The sequence below is a fragment of the Streptomyces sp. NPDC087215 genome (assembly GCF_044744885.1).
GTDB lineage: Bacteria > Actinomycetota > Actinomycetes > Streptomycetales > Streptomycetaceae > Streptomyces.
Window position 1 is genome coordinate 351,582 of record NZ_JBIUZD010000004.1, and the last position, 12,168, is coordinate 363,749.

Genomic DNA, 12,168 nt, shown 5'->3' on the forward strand with positions numbered 1-12,168 from the left:
TTATTTAGAAGTTTGCTCTAGACGAAATGCGGAGATGTTCAGTTCTGCTGGCCAAGCGAACAGCGCCCTCTCCGCGGAGCCGTCCGAGAGAGGAGCACGATGGTTCCGTCATTACCGTCCGGGCCGTTGAAGGTGCCGGGCCCCGAGGGGTTCCGTGCCGATCTTCTGGCCTGTTCTCCGAGCCTGCTGGATCTGACCTGGGACCAGTTGCGGACGTTGATCGTCGTCCGTGAGACGGGGAACGCGCTGGCCGCCGCGAAGGTGCTCGGACGTGAGCAGTCCAGCGTCCAGAAGCAGTTGGACATACTCAACCGGAATTTCCAGTACCTCACCGGTGAGCTGCTGGTCGTCAAGCAGGGACGGGGCCGGGAATTCCTGTTCACCCCGACCGGCCTTGAGGTCGTGGAGCGGGCGCGGGCGACCTTTGCGGACTGGTTGCAGGGCATTGCCGACTCCCGTCGCCGACTGGGTTCGACACTGACCGTGGGTACAACCGAGTTCACTCTCGGTTTTCTGGGCCGGGTGTGGGAGAGGGTGGCCCCGCAGCTCCTGGAACGCGAGATCGAACTGAAGGTCGTGCACGTTCGGACCCGTGATTTCTGGAAACGCCTGGATTCCAACCAGGTCGACCTGTTGTGCGGCGGTCTCGCCGCCGATGTCGCCGCCGACCGGGTCGCTCCCGAATACGACTTCCTCGAATGGCACCGGGAGGGGCTGGCCCTCCTGACGAACCTGCCGGTGCGCGAGCTGGCCGCCAGGACCGTCGGCGTCGACCGGCTGAGGACCCTGCCGCTGGTCATCCCCTCCCGCGGGGTGATCACCGACTTCGTGGAGCGCTGGTACGGCCCGGACTTCCGCTCCCAGTTGCAGATCGCCGCCGAGATCGACGACATCTACTACGGGCTCGCGCTGCTGCGGTCCCGGATGACCTACGGGTGCATCCTGTGCCCCCGGTCCATCGGCGAGGCGGCCGTGGACGGGCGGCTGCCCACCAGCGAGGACTTCCGGCTCGTCGAGTTCGCCGACGACTTCGACCCCATGCTGCAGCTGGTCTCGGGGGTCTTCGCCCGCAAGGGCGAGCGCGAGACGTACGACGCCTCCCATCCGCTGAACGTCCTGTGGGACGCCTTCCGCGAAGAGGCCGCATCCGGCAAGCCCCTGCCCCTGTGACCGTGAGGACTCATCGTGCTGCTGGCCGTCGTCAATCTGAACAAACGCATCGGCGCCTCGGGCGCCCGCTCGGACCTCGCCGCCTGGCTGCGGGAGCACGGTGTGGAGGCCGTGCTCGCGCAGGAGCCGTTCAAGCCCGCCGACCGGACACCGCCCGGGATCGGCGGCTTCTCCTTCGCGGGCGGTGACGGGCACCTCGCCGTCTGGGTCCGTGAGGACCTGGCCCCGCCCGTGGTGTCCTCACCGGGCACCTGGGTGCAGCGGGTGGAACTGGAGTGGCTGGTGGCGTTCCAGGTGCACCTCGATCCGTACACGAGCGGCGCGCGGACCGCCCAGCTGGACGAGCTGGCCCGGCTGGCCGCCGCCGAGAACGGACGCCCGCTGCTGGTCTGCGGGGACTTCAACCTCGCCCCGCGTCCCGAGGACGGCGTGTACGGCGAGGAGTTCAGCACGTTCACCACCAGCGCCGAGCGGCGGGCGCTGGAGCGGCTGACGCGGGAGGCGGGTCTGGTCGACACCACGGCGGGCAAGGCACCGGTCTTCACCTTCGAGCGGGTCTTCTCGGGCAGGCCCAGCCGCTTCCGCTGTGATCTCGCCCTGCTCAGCGACCATCTGGCCCCGACGGCCGCCGTCAGGTCCGACGCGGCGGTGCGGACCGGTCCCCGGGCGTTCACGGACCACTCGGCGCTGCTGGTGGACCTGCCCGTCACCGGCCGGGGCGCGGAGCCGGAGGACGTGCTCTTCGCGCTGAGCGAGCTTCCCGGCGGCGAGGACGCCACCGCCGCGGCGCCCGCCGCGTACCGGCCCCACAAGACCGCGATGAGCCGTCAGGGGCCCTCTCCGGCCTCCCGGGCGGTGACCGGGCACCTGACGGGCCCGCTCGGCGTGCGGAGCGTCCTGGACCACGGCTGCGGCCGTGGCGCGGACGTCGCCCACTACCGGGCGGCGGGCCTGGACGCGGAGGGTTTCGACCCGCACGGGGGTTTCGGCTGGCCGCGTCCCGGGCGGACCGGCTTCGACCTGGTCACCTCGATGTTCGTCCTCAACGTGCTGCCCGACCCCTGGCAGCGGATCGAGGCCCTGCGGGACGTGGCCTCCTTCGCCAGGCCGGGCGGGCACGTCGTGGTGGTGACCCGCTCGCCGGAGGAGATCGCCAGGGCCGCCGTGGGCGGCGGCTGGACCGCTCACCACGACGGCTTCTGGTCAAGCCGGAGCAAGGGGACCTTCCAGCGCGGCATCGACTCCGGCGAGATCGTCGCCCTCGCCCGCCGGGCCGGGCTCGTGCACGTGCCCGGCGCGCCCGCGCTGCCCCTGCCCGGGGTGTGTCACGCGGTCCTGGCGCGGCCCGGGGCGTGAGCCGCGCCCCCGCGCTCGCGGACGGCTTACGCGCCCGGCGCTCGCGGACGGCCCTACGCGCCCGGCCCGTCACGGGACGGAGCCCGGGGTCCGGCACCCGGCCGGGCCCCGGGACGGTCCGCGCTCAGCGGTTGCCCGTCCAGACGATCCGGTCGGCGAAGCCGCCCCGCTCCTCCGCCTTGGCCTCGCGGAGCTTCTCCAACTGGTCGGGTCCGACGCCCAGTTCCCCGGCGAGCGCGCGGACGACCTCCAGCACGTCCGCGAGTTCCTCGGGCGCCGACTCCTCGTCCGCCGCGAGGAACTCGGCGACCTCCTCGCCGAGTTTGTCCCGCAGTCGGCTCTGGTACTCCTCGGTGCCCGCCTCGTAGGTGACCGGGTCCTCCCCGGCGTCACGGATGATCTGCGGGATCCGGTCCCGAACCAGTTTGCCGTGCGCGCTGTGACGGTCCATCCGCACTCTCCCTGACCCTGTCGCCGCGAGGCGGTCCCCGCACGCCGTCCTCATGCCGTCGCAGCCTAGGGAGACCCCGTCGGCATCTGGTAGATGACCTACGTCACGAAACCCGTTCGGCGGGGCTGAGTCTCTGGCCTCATGTTCTAACCGGCGCCGGAACGGCGTCCGGCCCGCCCCGCCGCCGGTCCGCTCCCGCGCGCCCCGCTCCGCACTCGGCGCGGCGGTGACCAGCGGCGCCCCGGGTACGTCCCCGCCGTCCCCGCCCGGTCCGGCGGCCTGGGCTTCGCGGCGACCGCCCGGCGCGGCGCCGCCCCCGCCCCGCCCATCCGGTTCGGAGGGAATCCGACCGAATTCGACCGGGTGCGCGGAGAGTTGACGGCTCTCGGCGCACAACCGTCCCGGTCTCTCGATGGCCGTGCGGTCGTGGCGCGTCGCCATGACCGCACGATCCCCGGAGGAACGGTCGCCTTGTCCCGAGCACGCAGCCACCACCGGCTCACCGCAGCCGCGGCCGTGTCCGTCGCCCTCGCCGTGACGGCGGGCCTCGGCCCCGCCGTCTCCCCGGCCCGTGCCGCGCCCCCGGCCACGGCCGCCGCCCCGCGAGCCGCCCTCGCGGCCGACCCCGGCGGTGTCACCGTGCCGTTCCCCGGCCACGAGACGCTCAAGAGCGCGGGCCGGACCGGGTTCTTCACCCAGTACCCCCCGGCCGACACCCCCACGACCACCGCCTGGACGCGGTACGCGGACGGCACGGCGACCGTGCTGCCCGCCGGAACCCTCCCCCCGCCGGGCGGCACCGGCGTCACGACGCGGCGCGAAGGCACCGTCCACGCCCTCAGCGACCCGGACACGGGCGCGGAGCCCGTCGTCATCGACACCGCCCTCCTCGGCAGCGGCTACGGTCCGGGGCGGGCCGTCGACCCCGCCCCCCTGTTCTCGTTGCGGACCGACGCGGCCGGGCACCGGCAGATCCGCCTCATCACCAGGGCCGGGGACGGCACGCTCACCGGCGGCACGGTGACAGGTCTGACGGAGGGCGCGCGGGCCGCTCCGGTCGCCCAGGGCAGCGCCGACGCCCTCGCCCTCCGGTACACGACCGGCCCGGACGGCCCGCCCTTCACCTCCGTCGCCCTGGTCGACGTGACGACCCGCAAGGTCCTCGGCACGTACGAGTCGGGGCCGCCCAGCGGGAACGACATCGAGGTCGCCGTGGACTCGACCCATGTCGCCCGGGTCGAGTCGAACCCCTCCTCGTACGACCGGACCGTGGTCGTGGTCCACCGCGCCACCGGGGAGACCAAGCGCGTCACGGTCCTCCGCGCGGGCGCCCTGGACATCGAGCTCCTCTCCGGCGGCCGGCCGCCGTACGGGACGCGCGGGGGCTTCGGCTCCGGGGTGCACCGCCCCTCGCACACCCTGGCCGCGCGGTCCCCGACGACCGACGAGACGGTCCCGCTCCTGGACCACTTCGTCACCTCCGTCCCCGGGCCCGACGGCGCCGCACTGCTGCGCGGCGGGACCCTCGCCGACGGTGAGGGGCTCCACCGGATCGCCACCGGACCGGACGGCAGGCCGTCGGCCCGGCTCGTGGCCACCACGGGGAAGCCGACCGCGCTCCCGGCCGTCGGCCTGACCGTCACCGGGGACCTCGGTCCGGACCGCCGGACGGGCCCCACCGTCCTGAGCCTCGCCTTCGACCGGACCTCGGTGTCCGTCACCCTCGAACTCACCCACACGGCCACGGGCAGGCCCCGGACCCTCCCCGGCCGCCTGATCGACGACACCACCGTGGCGGTGACCTGGGACGGCGAGGTCCGGTCGCCCGGCTCCATCAGCCCCCGCCACTTCCCCGCCCCCGACGGCGCCCACACCTGGCGGATGACCGCCGAGCCCCAGAACGGCATCGGCCCGGCCGTCGAGGCGGACGGCGCCTTCACCGTCACCCGCAAGGCCGTCCCGCACGACTTCGACGACAACGGCTCCCCCGGCCTGCTCGTCCGGGACCCGCAGGGCGCCCTGGGCGCCCACGGCGTCGGCCCTCTCGGGACGTGCTCCCCGGGAACCCCCGACGCCCTCGCCACCGGATGGAACGCCCACGACCGGCTCCTCACCCCCGGCGACCTCGGCGGCGGCCCCGACCTGACGGGCGACGGCCGCCCCGACCTCCTCGCCACCGACAAGGCCGGGGCCCTCCGGCTCCACGAGGGCACCGGGGACGCCACGAAGCCCTTCGCCCCCCGTGTGAAGGCCGGGACCGGCTGGGGCGTCCACGACCTGCTCGCCGTCACCGGGAACGTCGGCGGCGCCCCCGGCGGGGACTTCGGCGCCCGCGCCAGGACCGGTGTCCTCCGGCTGTACCCCGGCGAGGACGACGGCACCTACGCGCCCCGGACGAGGACCGGCGGCGGCTGGAACGCCTACAGCGGGATCTTCTCCTCCGGCGACCACGACCGGGACGGCCGCGCCGACCTCGTGGCCGACGCGTGGGGCACCCCGTACCTCTACCGGAACACCGGCGACCGGCGCGCGCCCTTCGAGCCCCGCGAGCAGGTCCACCGCGACAGGAGCCCCTCCCTCGGGGGCTTCGTCTTCCGGCCTCATACCGGGACGACCGCCCAGACCGTCTTGCCGACGGCCCGGTCCCTGGTGCCCCACGCGGTGCTCAGCGCCCCGACGAGGACCAGGCCGTAGCCTCCCTCGTCGGGCTCCGTGGACGGCAGCGGGCGGCGCTCGCCCCGCGCGTCGGACACCTCCACCCGTACGTGGTCCCCGTGGTGCCACATCCGCACCTCGAAGTCCCGGCCCGCGACCTTGCCGTGCCGGGCCGCGTTGCTCGCCAGCTCCGCGACGACGAGCGCGACGGCCTCGGCGGCCCGCCCGGTCACGTTCCACTCGTGGAGCTGGTGCACCGCGAACAAACGCGCCAGGCGCGCGCCCCGGCGCGTTCCGGAGAGCCGCAGGGTGAACTCACCGATTGGGGTGGAGGTTTCGGAATTCATGCCCCCGAGACTGGGGCCCTCGCCCTACGCTCACCAGCAACGACGCGATGACGCCGGGTAACTGTACGAGCGCGCCAAGAGGGCGGTACGGATGTCAGGAAACGTGGAGGCGAGGCCGGAACGGCCTGCTCAAGTGGACGGTACGGCGCACCTCTTCCGTGCGCTCGGGAAAATCATCAAGGTGCTGCGGAAGAACGCGGGCCTGAGCCAGGCGGAGCTGGCAGCGCTGACCCACTGCAGCGAGGACCTGATCTCCGCGATCGAGCGGGGCGTACGGGTCGCCCAGCCGGACTTCCTGGTCATGGTCGATCCGCTGCTGAACGCGGGCGGCGCGCTGATCGCCGCGTCCGACGACGTACGGGAGGCGGTCTCCCGGGCCCGCGTCCGGCACCCGAACTGGTTCCGGGACTTCGCCAAGGCGGAGGCGGAGGCGGTGGCGCTGCACTATTACGCGCCGCAGGCCATCCCTGGCATTCTGCAGACGCACGCGTACGCCGAGGCCATCTTTGGGCACCGCCGTCCGCTCTACCACGAGACGGAGATCGAGAAGCTGCTCGCCGATCGGCTATCTCGACAGGTGATCTTCGAAAAGCAACCTCTGCCTACGATCAGTTTCGTCATCGAGCAGGCGATTCTTCGACGGCCGATGGGTGGACCAAACGCCTTCCGCGTCCAACTTCAGCGCCTCATCGAGGTCGCACAATTTCGGAACGTCTACCTCCAGATCATGCCGGACGATCAGACCGAGCATCCAGCGTTGGAGGGCCAGTTCACCCTGATCACGTTGAAGGGACAGCGAGAGGTTGCGTACACCGAGAGCTACGGAAACTCGCGCTTGTTCACCGGGCTTGAAGAGGTACGCGTCTACGGCGAGCGGTATGGAATCATGCGCGCAGAAGCACTCACTCCACTGGAGTCCCTGGAGTACCTGAAGCAGATGCTGGGAGAGCTATGAGTACGGCAGATCTGTCCTGGTTCAAGAGCAGCTACAGCGGCGGCGAGGGCGGCGAATGCGTCGAGGTCGCCTACGACTGGCGCAAGTCCAGCTACAGCAGCGGTGAAGGCGGCGAATGCGTCGAGGTAGCCGCGCACCCCACCACCATCCACGTCCGGGACTCCAAGAACCCCGAGGGTCCCCAGCTCGCCGTCTCGCCCGCGTCCTGGGCGACGTTTGTGGGCGTGGCCACGACGGTATGACCGGATCGGCGCCGCCCCGGCGGGCGGCGCCGCACCGGACCGCACGCTCAGGTCGCGGACACTCCGAGACGCGGGGAGAGCCCATGAGCACCACGGAACTGTCCTGGTTCAAGAGCAGTTACAGCGACGGCGAGGGCGGCGAGTGCCTCGAAGTCGCCTACGACTGGCGCAAGTCGAGCTACAGCAGCTCCGAAGGCGGGAACTGCGTGGAGGTCGGGTACGACTGGCGGAAGTCCAGCCACAGCGGCCCCGAAGGCGGCGAGTGCGTCGAGGTGGCAGCCCACCCCACCACCGTCCACATCCGCGACTCCAAGAACCCCGAAGGCCCCCAGCTCGCCGTCTCGTCGGCCACCTGGACCACCTTCGTCGGCGGGACCGCCGGAGCGTGACCGGTCCGGGCGGGTGGGGGTGGCCCCACCCCCACCCGGCCCGCTGGCCGGATGGGCCGGTGACGCGCCACCGAGCAGGCTGAACGCGTACGGATTCCCGAACAAAAGGAACCTCTTCGTGTTCAGTGCCACGCCGTCCCGTCGTACCGCCCGCGCCCTCGCCGTGGGCGCCCTCGCCGCCGCCGCCTGCGCCACCCTCCTGACGGGGAGCGCGGGAGCGATCGTGAACGGGAACGACTCCAGCGAGAGCTACCCGTTCATGGCGACGATCCCGATGTCGGCGCCGAAACACGGCCTGCTCGACGGCAACTGCGGGGCCTCGCTGATCAGCCCCCGGTGGGTGCTGACGGCCGCGCACTGCGTGCGGGGCGACGGGCTGGAGCTGGAAGGCGTCGTCAGGGTCGGCTCCGACCACCGGAAGTCCGGCGGGGCGGTCCGGAAGATCGACCGGTTCTTCGTCCACCCGGGGTACGTGAACGGCGCGAACAAGGTCGCCAACAAGGACGACGTCGCTCTGGTGCGGCTCGACGCGCCGGTCCCGGGGAAGCCGATCAGGATCGCGGACCGGGCGGGAAGGCCGGGCACGCCGACCCGGCTCCTGGGCTTCGGGACCACCGAGGACGACGCGTTGGCGTTCCCGGACCGGCTCCAGGAGCTGAACACCCGGCTGGGCGCCGCCTCCGAGTGCGCCCCGGGCTACGCGCACCGGACCCGGCTGTGCACGATCAGCACCGTGCCCGGGTCGATGGCGTGCTTCGGGGACTCCGGCGGGCCGCAGCTCCAGAAGGGCCGGAACGGTGACTGGGAGCTGGTCGGGGTCACCTCGGGCCCCGGCGCCCCGAACGTGCCGTGCTCGCAGGGACCGGGCCTCTACTCCAGCGCCCCCGCCTACGCGCACTGGATCCGCCAGACCATGCGGGACAACGGCGGGCGCGGCAGCGCCTCGTAGGACCCCTTCCCGTCCCCCGGGGTGCCCTCGGCGCCCTTACGGCGGGGAAATCCGCTCGGCTACCGTGTCCCCACCCGGGGGGAACCAGCGCCCCTGACGCGTACGACCAGAGTCCTCAGGCAACCCGTCGGGAGAGCCCATGAGTACGGCAGATCTGACCTGGTTCAAGAGCAGCCACAGCAGCGGCTCGGGCGGCGAGTGCGTCGAGGTCGCCTACGACTGGCGCAAGTCGAGCTACAGCGACTCCGAGGGTGGGAACTGCGTCGAAGTCGGCTACGACTGGCGCAAGTCGAGCCACAGCGACGCTGAAGGCGGCGAGTGCGTCGAGGTCGCCGCGCACCCCGCCGCCGTCCACGTCCGCGACTCCAAGGACCCCGAGGGCCCCCAGCTCGCCGTCTCCCCGGCCTCCTGGACCACCTTCGTCGGCTCGGCCACGACCGTCTGACCGGGTCCGATTTCCCGTAACGGAAAGCCGATCGCCTTGCGCCCACGCCGAATCGGGCGCGAGCATCGATCACGGCGGAGACGGACGGCAAGGAAGGAAGCCCTGTGAAGGTCACCGAGCCGGTCAGCTCGTGCGATCTCAAGGACTGCCCGACGATCTACGTCACCGACAGGGGAACCCCGCTCGTACAGGGCGAGGAAGCGACCGATCACGGCCCGGACATTCCGGCCCGCGAAACCATCGCCGAGATCCCGGAGCAGCTGATCCTCGATCTCGTCCGGAAGGGTCTCCGTGGCGTCTGAGAAGCCGGCCGACCTGTTCGACCTGTTCGACTCGTTCGAGGAGGAAGCCTTCCGGCTGGAGACCCTGGACGACTACAGCGGGTCCGGGAACGTGGACGCGTACCGGGCCTTCCTCGCGGGAGAGCCCCAGCCCGCCGACTACAACGACGGCTGGGTGGAGGAACTCCGCCGCCACACGAGCGCCGGGAAACGCGTCTACCGCGTCCACGTCCTCTCCCGGCCCCTCACCCCGTACCTGAGGTTCGAACTCGGCTGGGGCTACCGGAAGAACGCCACCGGTGGGGAGGAGTTCTTCGTCCTCGACACCACGGACCGGAGCGATCCGCTGCACGGCGTGCCGGACTTCTGGCTCTTCGACGGCGTCACCCCGGCGGTGATGCGGTACACCGGGGACGGCTCGTTCGCCGGGGCGGACATCGTCCCGGACGACCGGTCCCGGGAGTTCCGCACCCACCGGGACACGGCACTGGCGAACGCCGTTCCCTTCGCCGACCGGTGGGCGAAGCACGGCGGGTGAACAGAGCACAGCTCGGCTCCGCGCTGCGGGCGCTCAGGCAGGCATCCGGCAAGGAGGCCAAGGCCGTCGCCCGCAGCGCTGTCATGTCCGCCAGCAAACTGAGCAAGATCGAGACGGGCAGGACGGTCCCCTCACCCGCCGACGTCGAACGCATCCTGGCGGCCCTCGGCGCCTCGGACGAGGCCAAGGCCGAGTATCTGGAGGCCGCCAGGACGGTGGCGACGGAGACCACCGCCTGGCGCCTCATCCGCCGCACGGGTCTGCCCAAGGCCCAGCAACAGACCAGGGCCCTGGAAGCCCGGATGGCGTCGCTGCGCCTCTTCCAGCCCGCTCTGGTCCCGGGGCTCCTCCAGACCCCCGAGTACATCAGGGCGGTCCTCGCCCGGCATGAACTGGGAGAGGAGACGCTGGCCCGGACGATCAGCGCCAGGATCGAACGGCAGCAGGTCCTGCACGACCGGGAGAAGAGACTCCAGTTCGTCATCACCGAACCAGTCCTGCGCTGGCGCATCGTCTCCCCGACGAGGATGGCGGAGCAGATCGACAGGCTCGTCTTCCTCTCCCGGATGCCCCACGTGGACCTGCGCGTCGTCCCGTTGTCCGTACGTCAGCAGGACATCGCGAACCACTCCTTCGTGATCCGGGACGACCGGACGGTCACGGTGGAGACCGTTCACGCGGAGATCGTCGTGACCGACCCCCGGGACGTCGCGCTGTACGTGCGCAAGTTCGAGGGGTTCGCGGCGGAGGCGCTGTCCGGTGACGCCATGCGCGCGATGCTCGGAGGCATCCGTGACGGCTTCTTGCGCGAACGGGAAACGGACTAGAGCTCCCTGGTCCCGGACGAGCATCGTTCATGGACGAACGGCCCGCCGCCCATCGGCATCTCCGGCGGGTGGCCGTTCGCGAGACGAGTCCGGTCATCCCCAGGAGAGGACACCCGTATGCCGATCGTCCAGGGCAAGCACTCCGGCAAGCCCGACACAGCGCCGTACGACGGGCACAGGGAAACGCCCCCGAACGTCCCGCCGCCCCCGAAGGACCCCAACCCGCCGAAGGAGCCCCACCCGCCCAAGAAGCCCGGAGCATGAGCCGGGAACCGCGCGTGGAACGACTCGCGCGGCGGCTGGCCGACACCGTGCGGGCCACGGGTGAACCGGGGCCGGGCTGGGAGCGGGCGTTCACGGCCGTCCAGCGGCACCGGTACATCACCCCCACCTACTGGGTGCCCCTCGAAGGAGCCCGGGGGTACGAGAGGATCGTCCGTTCCGAGCAGCCCGACCGGTGGCTGGACACGATCTACACGGACACGGCGATCGTCACGCGGATCGACCGGTCCCGCACGGACGGGGACGCCCTCCATCCCTCGTCCTCGTCCTCGATGCCCCTCGTCGTGGCGAGGATGCTGCGGCACCTCGACATCAGCGACGACGACCCCGTCAGGGTGCTGGAGATCGGAACCGGCACCGGCTGGAACGCCGCGCTGCTGTGCGCACGGCTCGGCTCCCGTGCGGTGGTCTCCGTCGAGATCGACCCGGAGACCACCGCACGGGCACGTGCCGCGCTCGCCCGGGACGGCCGCGCCCCGGCCCTGCTGACCGGCGACGGGGAGAAGGGTGCCCCCGACCACGCCCCGTTCGACCGTGTGATCTCCACCTGTGCCGTCCACGAGGTCCCCTACCCGTGGGTCGGCCAGACCGCTCCGGGCGGAACCGTCGTCACCCCGTGGGGGACCGCCTACAGCAACAGCGGGCTGCTGAAGCTCACCGTCCGCCGCGACGGCACCGGCCACGGGCGTTTCGTCGGCACGGCCTCGTTCATGTGGTCACTGCCACAGAGACCGGCGCCCGAGACGTTCGAACGGGAGGAAGGCACCCACTCCACCACCGGCCTCCTGCCGGAACTCGTCCGCGACTACGGGCACGCTCAATGCGCCGTCGGCCTCATGCTGCCGCCCGGGACCAGTGGCCGTATCGCACACGGCACCGGCGACGCGTCCGGCGAGTACACCCTGTGGCTCTTCCACCCGGAGACGGGTTCCTGGGCGTCCGTCGATCACGAACCCGGCGCCACGCGCCACGACGTCCACCAGTACGGCCGCTACAGGCTGTGGGACACGGCGGAACTCGCCCACCGGTGGTGGACCGACCAGGGAGAACCGCCACGGAACCGGTTCGGCCTCACCGTCATGCCGCACCGGCAGGCGGTGTGGCTGCTCGACCGCCACGGAAACGAGGTACCCGTCCCCGGGGAGGGGGCGGGGTGATCCCACGGGACGGCTCGTACACCGGACCGGACCCTCGCGGACGACCGGTCCCGGGAGTTGGGGGTCGAGGAACATCGGAACGGAAACCGGCGCTAAGCCGGTCCGGCCTCTGAGAGGGCTTTGA

15 protein-coding genes are annotated in these 12,168 nt (G+C 71.8%); 13 read left to right on the forward strand and 2 right to left on the reverse strand.

All coding sequences use genetic code 11. The features are described from left to right. Window positions 1-132: 132 nt before the first annotated feature. Window positions 133-1,170 carry a LysR family transcriptional regulator gene (locus tag ACIO92_RS14435; RefSeq protein ID WP_366439915.1) on the forward strand — a complete coding sequence of 346 codons (1,038 nt, stop codon included), beginning with the start codon at window positions 133-135 and terminating at the stop codon, window positions 1,168-1,170. Window positions 1,171-1,185: 15 nt separating this feature from the next. Continuing rightward, window positions 1,186-2,526, forward strand: a complete 1,341-nt coding sequence (locus ACIO92_RS14440) for a methyltransferase domain-containing protein (RefSeq protein ID WP_366439747.1) — start codon at window positions 1,186-1,188, stop codon at window positions 2,524-2,526. Between the two features lie 124 nt (window positions 2,527-2,650). Here ACIO92_RS14440 and ACIO92_RS14445 read toward each other — a convergent pair whose 3' ends face one another. Further along, complete coding sequence (locus ACIO92_RS14445) at window positions 2,651-2,977, reverse strand: nucleoside triphosphate pyrophosphohydrolase (protein ID WP_366439748.1); 327 nt, start codon at window positions 2,975-2,977, stop codon at window positions 2,651-2,653. Window positions 2,978-3,448: 471 nt separating this feature from the next. Between ACIO92_RS14445 and ACIO92_RS14450 the strand changes: the two genes are divergently transcribed. Then, complete coding sequence (locus ACIO92_RS14450; RefSeq protein ID WP_402281402.1) at window positions 3,449-5,671, forward strand: hypothetical protein; 2,223 nt, start codon at window positions 3,449-3,451, stop codon at window positions 5,669-5,671. Here the strand turns inward: ACIO92_RS14450 and ACIO92_RS14455 are convergent. Next, on the reverse strand, window positions 5,578-5,979 hold the full coding sequence (locus ACIO92_RS14455) for an ATP-binding protein (RefSeq protein ID WP_402281404.1): 402 nt from the start codon (window positions 5,977-5,979) through the stop codon (window positions 5,578-5,580). The two genes, ACIO92_RS14450 and ACIO92_RS14455, sit on opposite strands and share 94 nt — an antisense overlap. A 91-nt stretch (window positions 5,980-6,070) precedes the next feature. Between ACIO92_RS14455 and ACIO92_RS14460 the strand changes: the two genes are divergently transcribed. From ACIO92_RS14460 to ACIO92_RS14505, 10 genes are all read left to right on the forward strand, one after another. Then, the gene (locus ACIO92_RS14460) at window positions 6,071-6,934 is read left to right on the forward strand and encodes a Scr1 family TA system antitoxin-like transcriptional regulator (RefSeq protein ID WP_402281406.1); all 864 of its coding nucleotides are present in this window, start codon (window positions 6,071-6,073) and stop codon (window positions 6,932-6,934) included. After that, window positions 6,931-7,176: a DUF397 domain-containing protein gene (locus ACIO92_RS14465; RefSeq protein WP_402281408.1), complete on the forward strand. Its 246-nt coding sequence runs from the start codon at window positions 6,931-6,933 to the stop codon at window positions 7,174-7,176. The genes ACIO92_RS14460 and ACIO92_RS14465 overlap by 4 nt, the downstream gene beginning before the upstream one ends. An 83-nt stretch (window positions 7,177-7,259) precedes the next feature. Next, window positions 7,260-7,565 carry a DUF397 domain-containing protein gene (locus tag ACIO92_RS14470; protein WP_402281410.1) on the forward strand — a complete coding sequence of 102 codons (306 nt, stop codon included), beginning with the start codon at window positions 7,260-7,262 and terminating at the stop codon, window positions 7,563-7,565. A 118-nt stretch (window positions 7,566-7,683) separates the two neighbouring features. Further along, window positions 7,684-8,514: a serine protease gene (locus ACIO92_RS14475; protein ID WP_366439754.1), complete on the forward strand. Its 831-nt coding sequence runs from the start codon at window positions 7,684-7,686 to the stop codon at window positions 8,512-8,514. A gap of 139 nt (window positions 8,515-8,653) precedes the next feature. Continuing rightward, the gene (locus tag ACIO92_RS14480) at window positions 8,654-8,959 is read left to right on the forward strand and encodes a DUF397 domain-containing protein (RefSeq protein ID WP_366439755.1); all 306 of its coding nucleotides are present in this window, start codon (window positions 8,654-8,656) and stop codon (window positions 8,957-8,959) included. 104 nt (window positions 8,960-9,063) lie between these two features. Beyond that, window positions 9,064-9,261 (forward strand): hypothetical protein, encoded by a 198-nt coding sequence (locus ACIO92_RS14485; RefSeq protein ID WP_402056746.1) that lies wholly within the window; start codon window positions 9,064-9,066, stop codon window positions 9,259-9,261. Then, window positions 9,251-9,778, forward strand: a complete 528-nt coding sequence (locus tag ACIO92_RS14490; protein WP_402281413.1) for a DUF6879 family protein — start codon at window positions 9,251-9,253, stop codon at window positions 9,776-9,778. The genes ACIO92_RS14485 and ACIO92_RS14490 overlap by 11 nt, the downstream gene beginning before the upstream one ends. Beyond that, window positions 9,775-10,605 carry a helix-turn-helix transcriptional regulator gene (locus ACIO92_RS14495; RefSeq protein WP_366439758.1) on the forward strand — a complete coding sequence of 277 codons (831 nt, stop codon included), beginning with the start codon at window positions 9,775-9,777 and terminating at the stop codon, window positions 10,603-10,605. Before ACIO92_RS14490 ends, ACIO92_RS14495 begins: the two co-directional genes overlap by 4 nt. A 117-nt stretch (window positions 10,606-10,722) precedes the next feature. Then, entirely contained in the window at window positions 10,723-10,869 is a 147-nt protein-coding gene (locus ACIO92_RS14500) for a hypothetical protein (RefSeq protein WP_366439759.1), read from the forward strand. After that, window positions 10,866-12,044: a methyltransferase domain-containing protein gene (locus ACIO92_RS14505; RefSeq protein ID WP_402281416.1), complete on the forward strand. Its 1,179-nt coding sequence runs from the start codon at window positions 10,866-10,868 to the stop codon at window positions 12,042-12,044. The genes ACIO92_RS14500 and ACIO92_RS14505 overlap by 4 nt, the downstream gene beginning before the upstream one ends. Window positions 12,045-12,168: the final 124 nt, after the last annotated feature.

Excerpts from the sequence above, each read along its gene's own strand:
- ACIO92_RS14470 (WP_402281410.1), top strand. The coding sequence starts at position 7,260 with ATGAGCACCACGGAACTGTCCTGGTTCAAGAGCAGTTACAGCGACGGC.
- ACIO92_RS14455 (WP_402281404.1), bottom strand. The coding sequence starts at position 5,979 with ATGAATTCCGAAACCTCCACCCCAATCGGTGAGTTCACCCTGCGGCTC.
- ACIO92_RS14480 (WP_366439755.1), top strand. The coding sequence starts at position 8,654 with ATGAGTACGGCAGATCTGACCTGGTTCAAGAGCAGCCACAGCAGCGGC.
- ACIO92_RS14460 (WP_402281406.1), top strand. The coding sequence starts at position 6,071 with ATGTCAGGAAACGTGGAGGCGAGGCCGGAACGGCCTGCTCAAGTGGAC.
- ACIO92_RS14505 (WP_402281416.1), top strand. The coding sequence starts at position 10,866 with ATGAGCCGGGAACCGCGCGTGGAACGACTCGCGCGGCGGCTGGCCGAC.
- ACIO92_RS14500 (WP_366439759.1), top strand. The coding sequence starts at position 10,723 with ATGCCGATCGTCCAGGGCAAGCACTCCGGCAAGCCCGACACAGCGCCG.
- ACIO92_RS14445 (WP_366439748.1), bottom strand. The coding sequence starts at position 2,977 with ATGGACCGTCACAGCGCGCACGGCAAACTGGTTCGGGACCGGATCCCG.
- ACIO92_RS14465 (WP_402281408.1), top strand. The coding sequence starts at position 6,931 with ATGAGTACGGCAGATCTGTCCTGGTTCAAGAGCAGCTACAGCGGCGGC.